Source organism: Commensalibacter sp. A3DC, from assembly GCF_047307945.1.
Taxonomy (GTDB): Bacteria; Pseudomonadota; Alphaproteobacteria; order Acetobacterales; family Acetobacteraceae; genus Commensalibacter; species Commensalibacter melissae.
Genome location: NZ_JAXOQA010000007.1, coordinates 21,087 through 43,608 on the forward strand (window position 1 = coordinate 21,087; position 22,522 = coordinate 43,608).

Annotated in this window: 16 protein-coding genes; 4 read left to right on the forward strand and 12 right to left on the reverse strand. The window is 40.1% G+C overall.

Annotation, left to right across the window (positions count from 1 at the left end):
• Positions 1–121 precede the first annotated feature (121 nt).
• The 5 genes from nifJ to tkt all read right to left on the reverse strand — a co-directional run bounded on the left by nifJ (position 122) and on the right by tkt (position 11,654).
• Positions 122–3,697, reverse strand: coding sequence for a pyruvate:ferredoxin (flavodoxin) oxidoreductase (gene nifJ, locus U0839_RS01615; RefSeq protein WP_230882713.1), 3,576 nt, complete (start codon positions 3,695–3,697; stop codon positions 122–124).
• 49 nt (positions 3,698–3,746) lie between these two features.
• Positions 3,747–5,375, reverse strand: a complete 1,629-nt coding sequence (locus U0839_RS01620; protein ID WP_155564810.1) for an NAD(P)-binding protein — start codon at positions 5,373–5,375, stop codon at positions 3,747–3,749.
• Between the two features lie 257 nt (positions 5,376–5,632).
• Positions 5,633–6,616, reverse strand: a complete 984-nt coding sequence (gnd, locus tag U0839_RS01625) for a phosphogluconate dehydrogenase (NAD(+)-dependent, decarboxylating) (protein WP_155564809.1) — start codon at positions 6,614–6,616, stop codon at positions 5,633–5,635.
• A 72-nt stretch (positions 6,617–6,688) separates the two neighbouring features.
• Entirely contained in the window at positions 6,689–9,529 is a 2,841-nt protein-coding gene (locus tag U0839_RS01630; RefSeq protein WP_413549941.1) for a bifunctional transaldolase/phosoglucose isomerase, read from the reverse strand.
• 70 nt (positions 9,530–9,599) lie between these two features.
• Positions 9,600–11,654, reverse strand: a complete 2,055-nt coding sequence (gene tkt, locus U0839_RS01635; protein ID WP_155564807.1) for a transketolase — start codon at positions 11,652–11,654, stop codon at positions 9,600–9,602.
• A gap of 392 nt (positions 11,655–12,046) precedes the next feature.
• On the opposite strand from tkt, the gene U0839_RS01640 reads away from it, so the two are divergent.
• From U0839_RS01640 to U0839_RS01650, 3 genes are all read left to right on the forward strand, one after another.
• Entirely contained in the window at positions 12,047–12,580 is a 534-nt protein-coding gene (locus U0839_RS01640) for an ankyrin repeat domain-containing protein (protein WP_155564806.1), read from the forward strand.
• Between the two features lie 31 nt (positions 12,581–12,611).
• The gene (gene hisC, locus U0839_RS01645; RefSeq protein WP_155564805.1) at positions 12,612–13,682 is read left to right on the forward strand and encodes a histidinol-phosphate transaminase; all 1,071 of its coding nucleotides are present in this window, start codon (positions 12,612–12,614) and stop codon (positions 13,680–13,682) included.
• Positions 13,683–13,752: 70 nt separating this feature from the next.
• Positions 13,753–15,294 (forward strand): carbohydrate porin, encoded by a 1,542-nt coding sequence (locus tag U0839_RS01650; RefSeq protein WP_155564804.1) that lies wholly within the window; start codon positions 13,753–13,755, stop codon positions 15,292–15,294.
• A 66-nt stretch (positions 15,295–15,360) separates the two neighbouring features.
• Here U0839_RS01650 and dhaL read toward each other — a convergent pair whose 3' ends face one another.
• The 5 genes from dhaL to U0839_RS01675 form a co-directional block, all read right to left on the reverse strand.
• Positions 15,361–16,005, reverse strand: coding sequence for a dihydroxyacetone kinase subunit DhaL (gene dhaL, locus U0839_RS01655; protein ID WP_155564803.1), 645 nt, complete (start codon positions 16,003–16,005; stop codon positions 15,361–15,363).
• 5 nt (positions 16,006–16,010) lie between these two features.
• Entirely contained in the window at positions 16,011–17,009 is a 999-nt protein-coding gene (locus tag U0839_RS01660) for a dihydroxyacetone kinase subunit DhaK (protein WP_155564802.1), read from the reverse strand.
• Between the two features lie 35 nt (positions 17,010–17,044).
• The gene (locus tag U0839_RS01665) at positions 17,045–17,800 is read right to left on the reverse strand and encodes an SDR family oxidoreductase (protein WP_155564801.1); all 756 of its coding nucleotides are present in this window, start codon (positions 17,798–17,800) and stop codon (positions 17,045–17,047) included.
• Between the two features lie 18 nt (positions 17,801–17,818).
• The gene (locus U0839_RS01670) at positions 17,819–19,096 is read right to left on the reverse strand and encodes an MFS transporter (RefSeq protein ID WP_231504039.1); all 1,278 of its coding nucleotides are present in this window, start codon (positions 19,094–19,096) and stop codon (positions 17,819–17,821) included.
• Positions 19,097–19,160: 64 nt separating this feature from the next.
• Positions 19,161–20,276, reverse strand: coding sequence for an MDR/zinc-dependent alcohol dehydrogenase-like family protein (locus tag U0839_RS01675; RefSeq protein ID WP_155564800.1), 1,116 nt, complete (start codon positions 20,274–20,276; stop codon positions 19,161–19,163).
• 209 nt (positions 20,277–20,485) lie between these two features.
• Here U0839_RS01675 and rpiB point away from each other — a divergent pair, with 209 nt between their 5' ends.
• Entirely contained in the window at positions 20,486–20,944 is a 459-nt protein-coding gene (gene rpiB / locus U0839_RS01680) for a ribose 5-phosphate isomerase B (protein WP_155564799.1), read from the forward strand.
• 67 nt (positions 20,945–21,011) lie between these two features.
• On the opposite strand, the gene U0839_RS01685 is transcribed toward rpiB, so the two are convergent.
• Together U0839_RS01685 and U0839_RS01690 are read right to left on the reverse strand one after the other, a co-directional pair.
• Positions 21,012–21,335, reverse strand: coding sequence for a DUF1971 domain-containing protein (locus U0839_RS01685; protein ID WP_155564798.1), 324 nt, complete (start codon positions 21,333–21,335; stop codon positions 21,012–21,014).
• Between the two features lie 71 nt (positions 21,336–21,406).
• Positions 21,407–22,462, reverse strand: coding sequence for a Gfo/Idh/MocA family protein (locus tag U0839_RS01690; RefSeq protein WP_196424069.1), 1,056 nt, complete (start codon positions 22,460–22,462; stop codon positions 21,407–21,409).
• Between the last annotated feature and the right edge of the window lie 60 nt (positions 22,463–22,522).

A 22,522-nucleotide genomic window follows, 5' to 3' on the forward strand; every position in this document is an offset into this window, starting at 1 on the left:
TGGAAAAATATTATATTCACAAATTGATAAAAATATGACGATATATAATTGTCAAAATATAAAAACACCCCTTGACCGCAATCGTCAAGGAGTGTCATCAATCACATATTTTAATTTAGTCTCAATGTTTTAATCCCAATACAACAGGATTGACTTCATCCGTTTCAATTGATGCCAGGGCCTCATATTGTTTATAACGACGGTCAATTGCCTTTTGTGCATTTTCCATAATTTCCTCGGCATCATTCGGACGTATCCGTTTTAGATTCCGATATCTGATTTCATTACCCGCATATTCTTTTAAAGCAATACGTGGTCTGGCTGAATCCAGTTGGAAAGGATTTTTACCAATTTTCCGCATCATAGGATCAAAACGGAATAATGGCCAATAACCGGATGCTGTCGCCAATTTTTGTTGGGTCAATCCATGGCGCATATCTATTCCCTGTCCAATGCAGTGGCTGTAGGCAATGATCAACGATGGCCCATCATAAGCTTCGGCCTGGCGAAATGCTTTTAGGGTATGTTGCGGATTGGAACCCAGGGCAACCTGGGCAACATAGACATTATCATATGTCATGGCCATTAACGCCAAATCTTTACGAATTGTTTCTTTTCCCTTTGATGCAAATTTGGCAATTGATCCGAACGGTGTCGCCTTTGAGGCCTGACCTCCTGTATTGGAATACATCTCTGTATCCAGCACGAGGATATTGACATTTTCACCTGACGCTAAAACATGATCCAAACCACCATAACCAATGTCATAGGCCCAACCATCTCCACCAACAATCCAGATACTGCGACGGATAAAGTAATCAGCCAATGCCAATAAACGTTTTGCATCATCACTGTTAAGCCGAGCTAAACGTGTCTTCAGCATTTTTACCCGTGAACGTTGGGCCTGAATTTCAGATTCTTCTTTCTGTGATGAATTCAAAATCGCATCAGCCAGATCCGTACCGACCTCTTCCCTCAATCGCTTCAATAAATGACCGGCCACTTCTAGCTGTTTGTCAACAGCAATCCTAAAACCCAATCCAAATTCGGCATTATCTTCAAACAAAGAATTGGACCAGGCTGGGCCCTGTCCTTCTCCATTTACAGACCAGGGCGTTACAGGCAGATTGCCACCATAGATTGATGAACAACCAGTCGCGTTGGCAACTTGCAAGCGATCTCCAAACAACTGGGTCAATAATTTCAGGTAAGGCGTTTCCCCACATCCGGCACAGGCACCAGAAAACTGAAATAAAGGTTCCAGAAACTGCACACCCCGTACATTCGAAAAATTAACTTTGCTACGATCATCAACCGGTAAAGTTTCAAAAAACAAAATATTCCTTTTTTCTCTTTCAAGCAGGGATTCCTTTGCTGTCATATTGATTGCCCTGGTTTCGGGCTCAATAGGACTTTTCGCTGGACATACATCAACACACAAAGTACACCCTGTGCAATCCTCCACGTAAAATTGCAAAGTATAATTAATATTTGGATATCCCCTAACTTTTAAAGGTGCCGTCTTAAATCCCTCTGGTGCTTTTTCCAGATAACGATCATGGTAAGTTTTGGAACGTATCACACTATGTGGACAAACATAGCTGCACTGACCACATTGCACGCACAAATCCTCTCGCCATTCAGGAACAAAATCCGAAACGTTACGTTTTTCATAAACGGCTGTTCCAGAAGGAAAAGTTCCATCGGCCGGGATCAAGCTTACTGGAATTTGATCCCCCTTGCCCGCAAACATAGGAGCAATAACCTTATGAACAAACTCTGGTGCATCTGCTGGAATAGGACATTCAAGATCGATATTGCTTGATACACGGTCTGGAACCTTTACTTGCTGTAAGCTATCGCAGGCTGCATCAACAGCCCTGTAATTTTGCTGTACAACATCCTCACCTTTTACAAGATAGGTTTTCCTGATCGAATGTTTGATATATTCAATCGCTTTATCCCTTGGAAGAATATCCGAAATTACAAAAAAACAGGTTTGCAAAATCGTATTGGTACGCATACCCAACCCAACTTCCTGGGCAACTTTTGAAGCATTAACAACGTAAAATCTTAATTTCTTTTCAATAATACGCTGTTGTACCAAACGTGGTAAATGTTGCCAAACTTCATCTGCATTATAATGCGCATTCAGCAGAAAAACTCCACCTTCCACCACATGTTCAAGAATATCCTGACGATAAAGGAAATGAAAATGATGACACCCGACAAAATCGGCACGTTGAACCAGATAGGCCGCCTTGATCGGAATTTTACCAAAACGTAAATGGGACACGGTCTGCGCACCGGATTTATGAGAATCATAAACAAAATACCCTTGTGCATATTCCCCTGCATCCTCAGCAATAATTTTCACGCTATTTTTGTTGGCCCCAACAGTTCCATCCGCACTCAATCCAAAAAACATGGCGCGTTTAATTTGATCACTATCAATTGTAAAGGATGAATCATAAATTAAACTGTTATGGGTTAAATCATCCTGGATACCGACTGTAAAACCATGTCGAGGATTCTCTGTCTTTAACTCATCAAATACGGCCTTGACCATTGCAGGGGTGAAATCCTTGGATGAAAGACCATACCTACCACCGATAATCAAGGGCAAATCCCTTCTTTTCCCCCTTGAGACAGCCTCGGCCAAAGTCGCCATCACATCTAAATATAAAGGTTCCCCCAACGCACCTGATTCTTTTGTGCGATCCATAACTGCAATTCGTTTGACTGAAGTAGGCAGGAATTCGAGAAATTTTTCTGAAGGAAAAGGACGATAGAGACGAATTTTTAAAACACCAACAGATTCCCCCTGTTTTATGAGGGCTTCAGCTGTATTGTCAGCAGTTTCGGCAGCGGATCCCATCAATACGATAACATATTCTGCCCGAGAATCCCCAACATATTCAATCAGATCATGGTAACGCCCTGTTAAATCCCCTAAACGCTTTACGTATTTTTCAACAAGTTTGATAACCCGGTTGTAATATGGATTAACCGCTTCACGTGCCTGGAAAAATGTGTCAGGATTATGAGCCGTTCCTCTAATAAAGGGTTTTTCGGGATTTAGGGCCCGTTCACGATGTGCAATGACAAATTCATCATCGATCATTTTAGCCATAATCTCATCAGATATGATATCCAATGTGTTTAATTCATGAGACGTACGAAAACCATCAAAAAAATGAATGAAAGGTACACGTGCCTCCAATGTAACAGCATGCATAATCAAGGCCAAATCATGGGCTTCCTGGACTGATGCAGAACAGCACATGCCAAAACCTGTCATTCTGCTTGCCATGACATCAGAATGATCCCCGAAAATTGACAGGGCAGAAGTTGCAACAGAACGTGCTGCCACATGAAAAACCGTCGAGGTCAATTCACCAGCGATCTTGAACATGTTTGGCAACATCAACAACAATCCCTGTGATGCCGTAAAGGTTGTTGTTAACGCCCCTGTTTGTAAAGAGCCATGTACTGCTCCTGCAGCACCACCCTCACTTTGCATTTCCTGAACAAGGGGAATATTTCCCCAAATATTTTTAATTCCCTTTGCCGCCCATTCATCAATATGCTCAGCCATCGGGGATGAGGGCGTAATCGGAAATATGGCACAAACCTCATTAACACGATAAGCAATATGGGCAACTGCAGTATTGGCGTCCATTATTGTATTAGTCATCTATAACCATCCTCTCTTGAGACGTTATCTGCATGTAATATTAATATATTTAGATATTTTCAGCTGTCATATCAATTGCTTGGCATGGACAGGATTCAAAACAGACCGCACATCCCGTGCAACGATCCATATCCAGTAAATACCCTTTTCCCACTCCGGCTTTGGTTAAAGCATCCTCTGGACAAGCTGCCAGACAGTTATCACACTCATAGCAATTTCCACAGGAAAGACAGCGTTTGGCTTCATACAGAGCTTCCTTTTCATTAAAACCGATTAATGTTTCCGTAAATCCAACACGCTTTTCAACAGGCAATTCCTTTTGTAGGATCTGAGGTGTATCCTCCAATAAGGGAAGATGTAAATCCGTATAATAGGTAATCGGATTTTTTGGGGATACAATAAAGGGTTTATTATCCAGCCAAGCATTAATGAACCGAGCAGCCTTTTTACCAGAACCCACAGCATTCGTGATACTTCGAGGACCGTCAATAGCATCCCCGCCCGCAAATATGCCAGAAACCCCAGTCATCATCTGGGCATCAATAACCAGAGTCCCCTTTGAATCAAATTCTATTCCTTCAATATTTTGCAAAAAATGATTATCAGGTTGCTGTCCCAATGCCATAATAACGGTATCCATCTGTATTTCCTCCATCTCCTCGGATGGTTCCGGACGAGCATCCTGGCCAATGATCATTTTCCGTAAAATTGACCTGTCTTTAAAAACAGAATCAATTGTCCTCATACATTTAAATTGAGTACCTTCTGCCTCTGCATCCTTAATCTCAAATTGATGCGCCTCCATATGCGAACGATCCCAAAAGAAAATAACCGTTACTTTTTGCGCCCCTGCACGAAAGGCTGTTCGAGCGGCATCCATCGCTGTATTTCCGGCTCCATAGACCAAAACGTTTTTACCGATTTTTGGATTTTTCCCAGCACTGACATCACCCAAAAACTCTATGGCTGACAAAAGATGCGCTTCCTTATCAATTGGAATATTTAACAAACTTGGTTTTGTAGCCCCTATTGCCAAAAAGACCGCATCAAACCGTTCCTCCTGCTTTTCTTTCAATAAGTCCCTCACTGGATCATTACATCTGATCTTAACCCCCATCTGTTCAATCCGATAAATATCAAGCTTTAGAATATCTCTCGGTAAACGATAAGCGGGAATGCCATAACGCATCATGCCTCCAGGTTCAGGAAAAGCCTCACGTATTACAACTTCATGCCCCATACGACACAAATGATAAGCTGCAGATAACCCCCCAGGTCCAGCTCCAACAATTAAAATACGTTTACGATTAGGATTATCCGCAACGGAAACTTGCCATCCCCGGTCATTAGCCATATCCCCCAAAAACCGTTCAACAGCGTGAATGGTGACAGATCCATCCAATTCTTTACGATTACATGAACCTTCACATGGATGATAACATGCCCGCCCGTGAACTGCAGGCATGGGATTATTATCAAGAATATGTTCCCAAGCCTCTCTAAACTTTCCCTCTTGAGCAAGGGAAAGCCACCCTTGTATATCCTCACCGGCAGGACAAGCATAATTACATGGTGGTAAATGGCGATTATAAACAGGATATAATTTCCTTACCGGCCCACCAAACTGTTGTTGAGTCATATCAATGACCGGACTCATATCGTGATGTTTTGTTCCCATTAGATGATACCCTTAAATTATATCTTGTAGATTTTTATAATCTTTATGAAAAACCATTATGCTTATGTATGTTGTTAGAAAATTATTATGTCATAAACCATTCAATAGCGAATTTTGTTTAACGTAATGTTAGTAAAATAAATTTGATTTATTTCACTAACTCCATATATTCCTTATATATTTTGTATAAAATTTATAAAAAAAAAGCCTTAATCCTCACGATTAAGGCCTTTTCCAATAAAATTAGAAAATTTATATTATTTCTTTTCTACATGGCCACCAAAACCAAAACGCATTGCTGACAACATCTTTTCGCCAAACGTATTTCCTGAACGGGAACGAAAACGGGTGAATAAAGCGGAAGTTATAACGGGGGCAGGAACAGCCTCTTCAATTGCGGCTTCAATGGTCCAGCGCCCTTCTCCCGTATCTGCAACATCACCTTTAAAACCTGCAAGAGTACCATCCTTTGCAAGCGCATCCGCACATAAATCCAACAACCACGACGGAATAACGCTGCCACGACGCCATACTTCTGCAATATCTGCCATATTCAAATCAAAACGTTCATCTTCGGGTAAACGATCTGATCCTTTGGTACGCATGATATCAAACCCTTCTGCATAGGCCTGCATCATACCGTATTCAATACCGTTATGAACCATTTTGACAAAATGTCCAGAACCTGCGGGACCACAATGAAGATAACCTTTTTCCGCACGGGGATTCAAATTGGCATTACGTCCCTTTGTACGTGGAATATCGCCCATTCCAGGAGCCAAAGAGTCCAAAATCGGATCAATATGGTCAACAGCTTCCTTACTGCCACCATACATCATGCAATATCCACGTTCCAGGCCCCAAACGCCACCGGAAGTTCCAACATCAACATAGTGAATACCTTTTGCTTCCAGCATTTTTGCACGACGTATGTCATCTTTATAGAACGTGTTTCCACCGTCAATAACGATATCCCCTTTATTTAACATATCTCCAAGACTTTTGATTGCCTGTTCTGTCACTGCACCACAAGGCAGCATAATCCAAACAATTTTTGGGGAAGGCAATGCTTCTACCAAAGATTTCAAATCATCGACAATGGTACTTTTAGGAGCTTGATTATGAATTTCCTCACTTTTGCTGCGCGTACGATTTAACAGAACAACTTCATGACCATGACGAGCCAAACGAATTGCCATGTTACCACCCATTCTGCCCAAGCCATACATACCTAGTTTCATAGTTAATTTCTCCATTTTCATCACAATAAGTTTATATCTTGCGGTAATCGTAAGATATAAACGTTGATTAATCTACAGAATATTTAAAATTGATTGGCTTAATTTATCCAATCCAACTTTCATATCCCCTTTTACATGAATACGGATAACCCTTCTATCCCGTTCCGATAATACGTCGAAATCACCACGAGCTTGTGCTTCCTTTACAATTCCAAATGTGTATTTTTCACCGGGAACAGGCAAATCATGATCATCATCGGCAGTGATCTGTAAAAATACACCACTATTGGGTCCACCCTTATAAGCCTGTCCAGTTGAATGCAAAAACCGGGGACCGAATTCAGCCGCTGTTGCAACCTTTTTCTTGTCTCTTATAGCCAGACGTAATTTCTGGATCCACTCCCGTGTTGCCAAATCACGTTCAATATAGGCCAAAACAGCAACATAATTCCCTGCAGCAATTTCATTGAAAAAGTTTTTCAAGGCTTCGGAGATTGTGGAAAGACCTTTTAATTTTGCAATTTCAACCTTACCTGCATAAAGATCAAACCCTTGCTCTTGAACGATTGGGGTAATAGCGGGAAGAGATCCTTTTTCATTATAAGCAGTTGTAATTTTCTTGGTTTCAATCTTACTGGCTTCAACATCGGGTTGATCAAAAGGATTAATTCCAATGAAGGCACCCGCCACAGCGGTTGCAAATTCTGTTTGGAAAAAAGTCTGAACAATCTGTGCTTTATCATGTAGATTTATTGTCACAACAGGCTGTTGAGCCGCTTTTAATTCAGCAATTGCTTTTTCCTGTTGAGGATCAATCTTATTCTCCAACCGTAAATAGATAAATAGACGATCCTTTCCATAGACAGATGGTACAGTCAAGGTTTCCTCATCTATAGGAATGATTCCTTTACCAACCTTACCCGTTGATTCTGCCAAAAGTTGCTCAAGCCATGAACCTAAGGAGCCAATATCAGGTGAGGCTATGATTGTAAATTTATCCCGTTTGAATTCAGCAACACCAACCCCGAAAATTGTCCCGAGTTGAACTCCCGGATTTTGTGCCGGTGGAGATCCTGCAGAACAGGCTTTTTCCATTCGTTGGGCCGAATACAGGATTTCCTGTAAAGGCAATCCCGCCGCGGCTGCGGGAACAATTCCAAAATTAGATAAAACGGAATAACGCCCACCGATTGATTTCAAGCCGTAAAAGATTTTCCAGAAACCATCCTGCTTGGCCACATCTTCCATATGGGAACCCGGATCAGTGACCGCAACAAAATGCTGTCCCACTTTGTCACCCAGCACCTTTTTGGCTTCATTGAAAAAATACGCCTTAAGAATATTAGGCTCCAGAGTGCTGCCTGATTTCGAAGAAACAATAAACAGGGTTGTCGCAATTGTCACTTTCTGCTGGAAGCTGTGCACTTGCTGTGGATCAGTGCTATCCAGGACATGAAGACGCGGAAAACCAGCCTGATGTCCAAAAACCTCTCCCAGAACTTCAGGACCAAGACTTGATCCGCCCATACCTAGTAAAAGGATATCGGTAAAACCTCTATTCCTGACTTCTTTTTGGAATTCCTCCAGTTCAGCAAGATTTTCAACCTGTTGATCAACAATATCAAGCCAACCGAGCCATTTATTCTCATCCTTTCCCGTCCAGACAGAAGATTCACGATCCCACAGTTTGCGGACTGTGCCATTCTTACGCCATTTATCCAGACCAGTTTTTACAGCGGTTTCATAATCTGAGGGTAAATCAGACTGCAAATGAGTTAGCTTATTCCCCTGTAATATCATCTGCTTTTCACCAACAGAACCCAATAATTGATCAAAAGCGTCGGCAAATGAATTAACACCGTCTTCCAACAACTGATCCGTAACTTTTTTTAAATCAAGGTTCAAATGTTCAGCCTCAGCCAGAATCTTTTTAGCTTCATCAATATTTTGTTCCAGGGTGTCAGCCACAGTACCATGATCTCTAAAAGCATCCATGGTGGCAGGTGGAATTGTATTGACAGTATCCCTACCAATCAGTTGATCAACATAAATAGTGTCTGGAAATGTCTTATCCTTGCAACTTGTACTGGCCCATAATAAACGTTGGGGTTTCGCTCCTGCAGCCTCAAGTTTTTTCCATCGGTCACTTTGCATCACTTCAAGATAATGCTGATAAGCAAGTTTTGCATTTGCAATGGCAACCTTGCCACGAATAGCTTTTAATGCACCGCTTTCCTTATCCCCTGCGGCGATCCTTTGATCAATTTGCTTATCAATGGCCGTATCAATACGACTAATAAAGAAAGAGGCCACACTGGCAATATGCGCAATATGATGACCCTTGGCAAGATGCGCTTCAAGCCCCTTGATATACGCTTCAAGAACCTGTTTGTACATATCCAAGGAAAATAGTAAAGTTACATTAACATTGATTCCCTCGGCAATGGCCCCTTCAATAGCGGCAATACAAGGTGCTGTTGCTGGAATCTTGATCATAAGATTCTTTTCAGCAACCCTTTTCCATAATCGGCGTGCGTCTTCCAATGTTGCATGCCCGTCCATAGCGATATATGGAGAAACCTCCAAACTGACATATCCATCCAGCCCATGGGTTTTTTCCCATACAGGATACAATACTGAACAGGCCGCACGGATATCATCAATCGCCATTGTTTCATATAAGGTAACAACATCGGTGATTCCCGAAGAAATCAGTTGTTTAAATTGTTCATCGTAGTCAGTGCCATGCCCCATTGCCTTTTCAAAAATTGAAGGGTTGGAAGTAACGCCCTTTAATCCATCTTCATCAACCAGTTTTTTTAACCCACCGCTTTGTGTAAATGAACGCTGGATAAAATCTAGCCAAGGTGATTGTTTATACTTTTCTAATTTAATGAGAGGGTTTTCAACCATTTCTATTTCTTTCCTTAAATATGCTGCGACAAAAAATCCTTCTTAATAAATTAAGAAGGATTCACAACATTTACCTTGTCAATTGTTCCTGTGCCGCTTGTAAAACAGCTTCAAGAGTAAACCCGAATTTTTTCTGTAGATCACTATAGGGAGCAGAGGCACCAAAACCACGCATAGCGATGATTGCACCGTTTGTTCCAGCATAACGATCCCATCCAATGGGAGATCCCTGTTCAACCGCGACACGTGCTGTTATATCAGGAGGCAAAACCTGATCACGATAAGACTTGGACTGTTCTTCAAAAAGTTCCCATGAGGGCATTGAAACAACCCGAATCTTTTTTCCGGATTTTGTTAAAACCTGATAAGCTTCCATAATCAAACCAACCTCGCTTCCTGTCGCCATGAGAATCAAGTCTGGCTTACCTTCACAATCCGCAATAACATAAGCACCCTTTTTAAGCCCTTCTGCCGAAGCATATTGATGGCGGTCAATTGTTGGCAAATTCTGACGACTTAATGCCAGAATGACTGGTTTAGAATTTTCCTGCATCGCATATTTCCATGCCTCGACAACCTCGTTTGCATCGGCGGGACGAAAAACAACAAGATTAGGCGTTGCCCTAAAGTGAACCAACTGCTCAACTGGCTGATGTGTCGGACCGTCCTCACCAACCCCGATACTATCATGCGTAAAAATATATATGACCGGCAAATGCATCAATGCAGACAAACGGATGGGATTTTTCATATAGTCAGAAAAAATGAAAAATCCTGCGGCATACGAACGCAAACCGCTTAAGGCCATTCCGTTGACAATTGCCCCCATGGCATGTTCACGAACGCCAAAATGAAAATTCCGTCCATCATATGTACCGCCATAAGCAGGATTCTGAAAAACCCCGGCCCCTTCAAAATCCAGATTGCTTTTATTAGAGGGGGCAAGATCTGCAGATCCACCGATTAACCAGGGCACATTCTTCGCAATGGCATTCAATACCTTTCCTGAGCTGGCCCGCGATGCAACCCCTTTGGCATCAGGCGCAAAAATTGGAATATCCTTGTCCCATCCCTTTGGTAGGCGATGATTTAAAATATCCTCGATCTCTTGACCCAACTCGGGATATTTTACCTTATAATCCGCAAACAGCGTATGCCATTTTTGATAGGCTGCAGCCCCTCTTTTACCAATATTGGCTTTAAAATGATCCATTACACCATCAGGGACAAAGAAATCTTTGTCTTCAGGCAAACCAAGATTCTTTTTGGTCGCTTTAACTTCTTCCACCCCAAGCGGTTCACCATGCGCTACTGATTTTCCCGCTTTATTAGGAGACCCATACCCGATAACACTATCAATGACGATGAAACTTGGCATGTCTTTATTTTGACGCGCTTGATTAATCTTATTTTGGAAATCATCGATATCGTTACCATCTTTCACATGATAGATTTTCCATCCTGCAGCTTCAAAACGTTTTTCAACATTTTCTGTAAAGGCAATATTGATATTGCCCTCGATCGTAATACGGTTCCGATCATATACCCAGATAAGGTTACCTAACTTCAAATGTCCTGCAAGAGAGGCCGCCTCATAGGAAATCCCCTCCATAAGATCACCATCACCGCAAAAAGCATAGACATAATAATCGAACAATGGAAATTCTGGTCGATTATAACGTGCAGCAAACCATTCCTGGGCAATCGCCATCCCCACAGACGTTGCAATCCCTTGAGCTAAAGGTCCTGTTGTGGTTTCAATTCCGGTGGTATGCAAATACTCTGGATGACCGGGCGTTTTTGAATTGAGCTGTCTGAATTGACTTAAATCTTCAAGGGTTAAGGCTGGTTTGTTTTCCACTTTACCTTGACGTGTCACTTCCTTAATACCGCTTAAATGAATCATGGCATATAAAAGGGAACAGGCATGACCACCTGACAAAACAAAACGATCGCGGGCCGGCCACAATGGATTCGCAGGATCATAATTTAAAATATTATTCCATAAGGCATATGTCGCGGGTGCCAAGTCAAGCGGCGTACCTGGATGACCAGAGTTAGCTTTCTGCACTTGATCAATTGCAAGTCCACGAATGGTATTAATACATACCTTATCCATATTCATTCAAGTCTCTCCATCAAACAACTTTTAAAATAACTTCGTTGATCATAAATTTAATCGTTTTTTTTAAATCAATTTATATCACCCAATAAAAAAGGAAAAAAAATCGATTGTTCAAATTACAAAAATTTTATCCTACAAAGCTATCAATTAACTTAAGATCGAATTGTTAATATTCCGATAAATTCTGACCCCTGCCAAATGTTCAATTAATAAAACATTTTATCTGTAATCAATTTTATCGATTATATTAAATTATATTAAAATCATACACTTTTATAAAACTTTCTCCTATAAAAGAAATCTTATTTTTCTTGATCTTTCTTTTTTATACGCGGCACTATAAAATAAAAACCAGATTTTTGTTCATTAACTCTCAATAATATGGCAATACCATGACGGTTTCATCTTCTCTTGATTCTAGTTCTTCCCCCGAATTCACTTCACAGGAAATAGAAACGCTTTATTTCAATTCTGCTAGAGAAGGTTCACTTCCTTTGCTTGAAGAATTCATCGCCGCGGGTATGAATATCAATCATCAGAATGAAAAAGGCTATACTCCTCTCATCTTAACCACCTACAATAATCATCATGATGCAACGGCTTTCCTATTAAAAAGCGGGGCAAATCCTAATCTGCAGGATAAAACAGGTGCAACGGCTTTAATGGGCGTAGCTTTCAAAGATCATGTTGAAATGGCCAATCTTTTAATTAAGGCTGGTGCCTCAGTTGATATTCCCAATAATCTAGGACGCACACCTTTGATGTTTGCAATCCTTTTTAACCGAAACGACATGACTGAAATTTTATTAAAAGCCGGGGCGAACCCTCTGCACGCCGATGGGGAAGGCATTACACCCTTAAAACTTGCAGAACAACAAGGAAATAAACATCTAATATACTTACTTGAAAACTATCAAAACATTTAAATTTCATAATTTTTTAAATAGGTATATCCTTATGCAAAATCGTTATTGGAGTTCTTTTGTCAAAAATTTAGTTCCTTACACACCTGGGGAACAACCCAAGGTAAATAATCTTATCAAACTTAATACAAATGAAAATGCGTATGATATATCCCCCAGCGTATTAAAAGCCATACAGGCAAATACCAACAATTTATTAAAATTGTATCCCGATCCTACATCCCAGGCCCTTTGTCAATCCTTGGCTGATTTGCACCATGTCCAACCAGACCAGGTTTTCGTCGGCAATGGCTCTGATGAGGTGCTTGGATTTGCCTTTCATGCCTTATTAAAACATGAAAAACCTGTTCTCTTTCCAGATATAACCTATAGTTTTTACCCTGTTTACTGCAATCTTTTCAATATTGACTATAAAACCATTCCCTTAACCGGAAATTTCAAGATTGACCTTGAACAATATGATGCAGAAGATGCTTGCGGGATCGTCATTGCCAACCCCAACGCTCCAACTGGCTTGCTGATTGACCAGGAGACAATCCGGCATTACCTTGAAACACACCCTGAACAAATTGTTATTATCGATGAAGCCTATATAGATTTTGGTGGAAAATCGGTCATTCCCCTTATCAATCAATTTCAAAATCTTCTTGTTGTTCGAACTTTCTCGAAATTTCACGCCTTTGCAGGATTACGGGTTGGTTATGCAATTGGAAACACACAATTAATTGAGGGTATTAAACGTGTAAAGGACAGTTTTAATTCATATCCCTTAGATCGATTGGCACAAATTGGTGCGATTGCATCAGTAAAAGACATTCAATGGTCTGTTAATAATGCCCGACAGATTATCAAAAACAGAGATTACCTGATCAACGCCCTTTCTGAATTAGGATTCACAACTCTCGATTCAAAATCAAATTTTGTTTTTACATCTCATCCCGAGATATCTGGTGAAAAACTTGCAATTCAGTTAAGAAAAAATAAGATTTTGGTAAGACATTTTAATCTTCCACGCATTCAAAACTGGCTTAGGATAACAATTGGCACAGAAAAAGAATGTCAAATCCTGATACAGGTCATAAGCACAATAATATCAACTAATTGACAATACAAAATAAATAAGATTAACTTAAAATTTATATTAGTAACAATCATTTGAAATGAGGTGTGTTATAATGTCTCATCCCTATTCCCAGCTTTTTTTTTCAAAAAAAAATGATTTATCCAAAATTGTTTTAATTAATTTTGTTATATATCAAGCGCTGATTAATCAACATTCTGCATATGCGGTTGGAAATTCCCCTATTGTTAATCAGGGCGCATCTCCATCAACAAATATTAGCGGTGCAACCCCGGTAAAAAAATCCCCTCCACCAGCCACAATCCTTGATAAGGATACAGGTCAGGCACCCGAAAACAACGATATGTTATTGGGAAATATTTTGGGATTACGTTCCCTTATGGCACAATATGGTCTGACCCTCACCCTGGTGGATGTCAATGAGGTATGGGGAAATCCTTATGGGGGGATCAAGCAGGGTGCTGCCTATACAGGTTTGACCACAGTTACCTTGAACTGGGATCCCGAGAAAGTGACAGGAATTAAGAATGGTCTTTTTAACATTAGCGCCCTGCAACTTCGAGGACGGGCTTTTACGGCAGAAAATATAGGAGCCTATAACTCTACCAGTGGTTGGGAAGGCGATCGCTCGACACGCCTATGGGAACTATGGTATCAACAGGGGTTTTTCGATAATAAAATGACCATTCGCATCGGGAAATTAAGTTTGGACCAAGAGTTTAACATCAGCGATTATGCAACGCTATTCATTAACTCCTCTTTTGGATGGCCCATGATTCCATCAGTCAATACCTATAGTGGAGGAATTGACTATCCCGTTGCCTCTCCTGCAATCCGTTTCAGTTTTCAACCCAATGATCACTGGACGGACCTTTTTGCAGTTGCGGACAGTAATCCCAACAATGTTTCTTTTTGCAATCCATCCGGACCATTTACCTGTGATCCGTATTCCAAGCATCAATCAGGAACACATTTCAATTTTACTACCGGGGTATTCATAACCAATGAAATTCAATATCATCTGAATCCTGGCAATGAAGATGATGAAAAATATACAGCTTATCCTGGAACTTATCGGTTGGGAGCCTATTTTGATAGTTCAAAATTCCCGGATCAACGTTATAACAGGGATGGGGATCCATTAGGAAATCCGGACAATCCCCAAACAATGCTCAACCATCGCCACACCTGGTCAGTTTATGGAATTATGGATCAAATGATATGGAGAAACCCGGGAAACAAAAAAGAATCTCTTGGCATATTTGGAAGAATGCAAATCAGCCCAACTGACCGCAGCCCCATCAATTATGCAGGAGATGCAGGGATTGTCTATAAGGGACTTCTCAATCGGGAACATGATTCCCTAGGTTTTGGCTGGGGATTTGCCCATACTGGCAACCGTGCCAGACATTATGACCGTGATTACCGCAATTTTGCGGATCCATACTGGTGTGTTCGAAAAACAGAACATCATATCGAGCTCGCCTGGCAAATACAGGCCACATCATGGCTAGAGCTAAAACCTGATTTTCAATATGTCTTCCGTTCCGGTGGAGGATTAAATCTTGAGGAAAATAGTAAAAAGAAAATTCCAAATGCCGCCATTTTTGGATTGAGATCTACGGTCAACTTTTAAAAAAAGGTTATATACATTATCGATAAATCGATAATGTATATAACTTGTATTTTATTTTTTTAAAATTTAGGAAATTCTTTTCGAAATACTGTCCGCAAGTTGCGTTAACAGCAAACAGCAAGAAGTTGCACCAGCATCCAAAATGCCTTTTGAACGTTCACCCAAACGACTGGCACGACCTATTTTTGCAACAAGATTGCGGGTGGATTCCTTACCATCATGTGCTGCCTGTTTCATAATAATCAAAGCTTCATGAAATGTTTTTCCGGATTCATTCGCTTTTTTGAATCCTTCAATTGCAGGCATTAAAGTATCAACCAAACATTTATCACCCTGTTTGGCAGAACTAATTTCCTGTAATTCATGCAACCCTTTTGAAAGCATTTCCTTGAATTCATTTGAATTCAAGGTATTTTTACCTTGAATTGCCTCAGCCCATCCAGCAAAAATACTGCCATATAAAGGCCCCATTGAACCACCAATCCCCTCCATCAGGGAATCACTTAATATTTCAAAGGCTTCTGACAATGATAGATTTTTCCCATCAATACGATGTTTGCAAATGTTAAATCCCTTTGCCATATTGATCCCATGATCACCATCACCGATCGCACCGTCAATCTCACTTAAATAATCACGGTTATTCACGATACAGCTGATTAGATCATCAACAATCTCGGTACCATTTTCAATCTTAGCCACTTCTGTCATGCCATTTACTCCTGTACCAAACCCAAAGAACGTGCAGGAACATCAATCAGTTTTTTTAATTCCGCATCTAATTTCATAACGGAAAGCGTCACACCCATCATTTCAAGAGAAGTAAAATAATTTCCTACATAACAGCGATGGATCTTGACATTTTTAGCCTTCAAAAGACGTTCAACCTCTGCATAATAGATATAAAGCTCCATAACAGGTGTTGCTCCAAGGCCGGAAACCAGCACGACCACTTCAGATCCGGGTTCAAAAAGACCTTCCTCCATGATTGGATGAAGCATGGTTTCCGCCATCTCTTTTGCCGTTTCTATAGGAACAACCTTGATTCCAGGTTCACCATGATGGCCAATACCCAATTCCATTGTTCCTTTTTCAATATGGAAATTTGGTTTTCCAACTGCAGGAATAGTACAAGAACTCAAGCCAACCCCAATTGAACGACAGTTATTTATTGCTTTTTGGGCAGCGGCAATAACACCATCAAGATCATATCCTTCGGCAGCGGCAGCCCCACCAATTTTCCACATAAGGATTTCACCCGCAACACCGCGGCGTTTCTCTATTTCACTGGCCGGTGCGGAAGCGACATCATCATTGGCAACAACTGTTTTGACTGTAATACCAGCGGCTGTGGCCTTCTTTATTGCCATCTTGACATTCATATTATCGCCAGCATAATTGCCATATAAACAAGCAACACCAGCACCTGAATCTGCGGCTTTCATCGCATCCAAAAATGCACCAGCAGTGGGAGAAGAAAAAATTTCCCCAATTGCAACCGCATCAACCATATTTTTACCCACATATCCCAGAAAGGCTGGTTCATGACCGGAACCGCCACCTGTAATAATGCCAACTTTACCTTTTTTTTCTGAACCTGAATATTTTAGAACTCTAGAATTATCCGTTTTTTCAAAAAATTCTGGATGGGCGACGACATATCCCTCGATTGCATCTTCAACGACTAAATCTGGATCATTAATAATTCTGTTCATTGTCATTATTTATTCTCATTATTTTTTATTTCTTTTTATTGAATGGTAAATCCACCATCAATGACTAAATTAGCACCATTCACAATAGATGCTTCAGAGCTGGCAAGATAAACAGCTGCAGCGGCAATCTGTTCGGGTTCAGCAAAACGGCGCATGGGAATTTGTGCCTTCATATCCTCACCAACTTTACCTGCCCATGCTTTTTTCCCAAGTTCCGTCAAAACAACGGTTGGAGAAATCGCATTAACATTGATCCCATGAGGTCCCCATTCCAATGCCAATACATGTGTCAATCCAATAACACCTGCCTTGCTGGCACAATAAGCAGCATGTTTTTGCAAGGCGATAACCCCCGCCTGTGAAGCCATATTAATAATGGATCCACTCTTTTGTTTTAACATCACGTTTCCCACTGCCTGGGCAACCCAATAGGTACCAGTTAAATTAATATTAATAGTCGCATTCCACATTTCCTCACTGAGCGTTTCAGCTGCATCAAGCAAAGCAACACCCGCACAATTTACAGCAATATCTATACGACCAAAATGATCAACAACTTTTTTTACTGCCTGATCAACCTGTTTTTTATTCGTTACGTCAACCTGGATACCAATAGCATTATCTGGACCTAGATTTTTTGCAACTTGGTCAATGGTATCAAGTCGGTCCAACAACGCTACCTTTACACCTTTTTGTAAAAAAGTCCGAACAATCTCGTTTCCAATACCGGCAGCCCCCCCGGTAACAAGTGCAGTTTTACCTGATAAATCAAACATTTGATTTGTTGACATAAATCTCTCCTTAATAGGCTATAATGTTTCTTCTATTGCCACACCAACTTCTCGATCAATTGTTTCATTTTTATATTGTTGAACCTTGACAAAAATCATTAATGCTGCAGCAACAAAATAGAGCCCGATATAAATATACATCACCCCGAAATTACCAATGATCCCTTGAAAAAGCATGACAATTGCATAACCAAAAAAGTAACTCATTCCTGCACCAAAATTAAGAATTGACATGGCCGCACCCTTATTTTCAGGGGCAAGATTTGGCATAATGGCTGATAACGGAACAAATGCTGCAAGCAATGCACCATATACAGCGGCGCATATTTTTATGGTGAAAAGATCCGCATGAATAGAAATGCAATAGGTATATGCCATAACGCTCAATGCACAGCCTATACAGCCAAACCACATAACAACGTTACGCCACCCCAATTTGTCACTTGCGGCCCCAAAGATAAGATTGAATACAACATTACCCATCCATAAATACACGGCAACCTCAAGCCACGCATTTTCAGCATATCCCATACCGAATAAAAAAGTTGGCATAAAAACTGAAAAACCGTATGCGGCACTTGTATTAATCATCCGAACAAGACCACCAATCCCCACTTTTGGTTTTTCATAAACAATCGTTAAACCTTTTAACAAATGTTTTAATGAATGGGTTTCATCATCTTCTGGATAATTATTTTGTGCAGATTTTTTTCCACTTAGACTCAGTGCAATAACAGCACCTACAGCAACAAAAATCAATGCCGTCCACAATAAATGAAGGTTTTCCATGTGGAAATAATAAAGCATAATATTTGAATAGCCAGTTCCCAGAACGGAAATCCCACCTGCATAAACAAGCCAGAACATACCGACAGCACCTCCCAACCGTTCACGGGGAGCCTCATATGCAACTGAAACTAGAAAACCATAAGCGAATAGAGGATAAGCAAGTCCCCGCACTGCATAGGTAGGCAATATAACGCTAAAATTATAAGTTGGAATACCAAAAACCAAAAAAAGAAATGACCCTACAAAAAAAAGGACAAGTCCAATGGTCATTACTTTCCGAACCCCGAAAATCTCTGCCAAAACACCTGAAAGCCATGATGAAATGGCAACCATCAATCCATAAACCGTGAAAATGGTAGAAGCCTGATGTGCAGTTAGACCATGCTGTTGTAAAAAGGGAGACAACCAGTTCTGTTCCAGCCCTTCACCAGCCATGAAAATTAATACTCCAAAATAACCCAACATCAATTTTGGAGAAATGAAAAGTCTCTCTATGACTTTGTTCACGCGCAGGCCTCCCTCTTAGTAAATAAATTACTTTCAAATAATTAGATGGCTAAAATTCAATAAATTATAAATTTGGATCGAGTACGACCTTTAAAGAACCCACTCCTTTTTTCATTATGTCAAAAGCTTCCTTAAAATCCTTTAATGGGAAAACATGCGTTACAACGCCCTCCGTTGGAAAATCGCCATTTTGTATTCCCTTGATCACCATGGGATAGCAATAAGGACCCAAATGTGATCCCAAGACATCCAACTCCTTACGATCGCTAATGATACTCCAGTCAACCGATACCGGATCTTTGAATACAGAAAATTCAACAAAACGACCAAGTTTGCGAATCATTGACAGACCCTGTTCTACTGATTTGCCTGCACCCGTAGCTTCAATATAAATATCGCAACCATATCCTTCGGTCATATCCTTGATTTTCTTAACGACATCTTCACGGGCTGGATTCATCACGATATCAGCACCGAATTTCTTAGCCAATGCTAAACGATCATCATTCAAATCAAGAACAACCAGTTTGTCGGGACCGGATTTTTTCAATGCACCAATCATACCTAAACCCAGAGTGCCCGCACCAGATAGTACCACAAAATCTCCCAACTTAACGCTTGCACGTTGCACGGCATGTAATGAACAGGCATATGGTTCAACCAGAACAGCCTGTTTCATGGGAAGATCATCTGGCAAATGATAGTTAATCGCTTCTTTAGGCAATTTTATATATTCTGCCATGCCGCCATTAACGTTGTTTTGAAAACCGTAAAGATCGTGTTTTTCACACATCCAGTATTCACCACGTTTACAGAAACGGCATTCCCAACAAGGAACAATTTGTTCGGAAATAATACGGTCATTCAGTTTGAAATCTTTGATTTTATCGCCATAGGCAACAACATGCCCAATAAATTCATGACCGGGTATCATAGGAGCCTTAATATAGGCAGGTTGCTTTTCATCCCCCCAAAAACTTGGCGCCCCATCAAATGCTTTGGTATCCCCAGCGCAAATTCCACATGCCTCTACTTTAACAAGAATTTCTTCAGAACCAATTTGTGGTACAGGAACCTCTTCCAAACGGTAATCATGTGGCGCATAAGCAACAATTGCTTTCATTGTCTTGGGAATATTATCTATTTTCGTAATAGAAGATTTACCGTTTTTTTCCATCATTTTTCTCTGCTCATCTGTAATGTTTACTATGATGATCAGCCAGAATATATTCAAAAACAAATAAACTTCTTGTGATCTTTTAATCTAAATTACTTGTATATTTATTGGTGAAAAACTTTATAAAATACATGCCATAAATGGGAATCTTTAAAAATATTTTAATACACCAATACAATGAAATATTTTAAAAAATTTTAAGGAATATAAAAATGCCTTCTATTGCTATCGGCTGCGATGATGCTGCTGTTGACTTAAAAAATAAAATCGTAGACTGGCTTCAATCCAACAATATTGAAGTGACAGACTACAGTAGCGATTCCAATCGCGATTCAAATCTGTATCCGGATATTGCCTGGTCTGTAGGACAGGCAATCAAGTCCGGCAAACATGAAAGAGGGATTTTGATTTGTGGCACTGGAATAGGAATGGCAATTGTTGCAAATAAGATACCCGGCATTCGTGCGGCTCAATGCCATGATACCTATTCCGCCGAACGGGCCAGAAAAAGCAATGATGCACAAATCATCACATTGGGTGCCCGTGTTATCGGTGAAGAACTGGCAAAAACAATCCTTCAGGCCTGGCTTGATTCTGAATATGAAAAAGGTAGATCAGAGCCTAAGGTAAAAAGAATTGCGTATTACGAAGATAAAGCAATTTCCGAGTAATCCTACATAATTCCATAGACTATTAATTGGTATCGATTAAAAGTCTATGGAACAGGAGATCCTCGTATCAATCATTTGACGAAACTGTATAAAAAGATAACTGACAGGTCATATCCTCACTGCAGGAAGCGATTTTATGATATTGGCGTGGCTTTATCATTTCAGGTTGATGCACAACTGAATATTCACTTTCTTTCTCAATTTCTTTTTTATCATTCAAAAATTCCATTACCAAAGATCCTGATAATATCTTTAATTTTGCCCAGACACCCTCTTTTGTATTATGGCATTCCTTGAAAGATTTTGGTAAAGTTTTTACATTCCATATTGGCAAAGTTTTATAGCAAACCAATTTACCATCCCCATAATTCTGTTTTACAGCATTCATCATTTCCTCATTATCTATTAAAAATAATCATGATTTAGATTCTATACTTAAATATATTCCAATTTGTTACAAATTTACTCAATTTTATTATCAGACCTATAAAAATCGGGACATTTCAAGACGGGTATTGCAATTTCCTGACCTTTTTTCTGAGATTCAATACAGAATTCGGCCACATAAGTCGCCATATATCCCCGCCATGCATCCGGACCTTGTAATTTTCCAACCAGACATTCATTAATGAATTCCTGTATTTCAATATTATAGGCTTCCAAAAACCAATCCTGCCAATTTGCCAAAATTTGATCATACCGTTTTTCATGCTGGCATATTGAAACAGCAGCAGGAGCGGGTAAGCTGGCCACACCTTCTTCACCCACAATTTCACATTTGATATCGTAACCATATTGACAGTTTACAAATAATTCCACATTAATTCTGATTCCTGATTGGGTTTCCAAAAGTGCAAACTGAGGATCCTGCAAGCCTTTTGGCGCTTTTGATGTTTTACGGATTGGAATCATACTTACGGTAACAAATTCATCGTTCAACAACCAACGAAATATATCCAGTTCATGAATTAAGGTATCCGTTATAACCATTTCAGATGTAAAATTCTCTGGACACTCCTGATTCCTATGTGCCGCATGTATCATCAGGATCTGGCCTAATTTTTTATCTTGAATGATTTTTTTCAGTTCTTGATATCGCCGATCATAAGAGCGCATAAATCCAACCTGAACTAAACGTTTTCCATATGTTTGCTCAGTCTCGATGATCGCTTGACATTCCTCGATTGTCGTTGCCAGCGGCTTTTCACAAAAAATGAATTTTTTTGCCTCAATGCCAGACAATATATATTCCGCATGGGTTTTACCTGAAGAGGCAATGATAATTGCATCCACCTCTTTCGCTTGAATCAAATCGTTCCCTGATTCATATGCTTTAGCATCCAATCCATATGTGGAAATGGCATTCTGTGCAGATTTTTTATCAATGTCACTGACAGCAACAACCTCGACTCCTGATAAAAAGTTCGTACATCGTTTGATATGATCCTGACCAATAGCTCCAGTACCAATGATTCCAATCTTTAACGTTTTGTTACCTGATATTTGTTTAATCATCATCGAACTCTTTTCTTGGATTTTTTATTTAAACAAAATGACAAAAAAATAAATAAAATATTT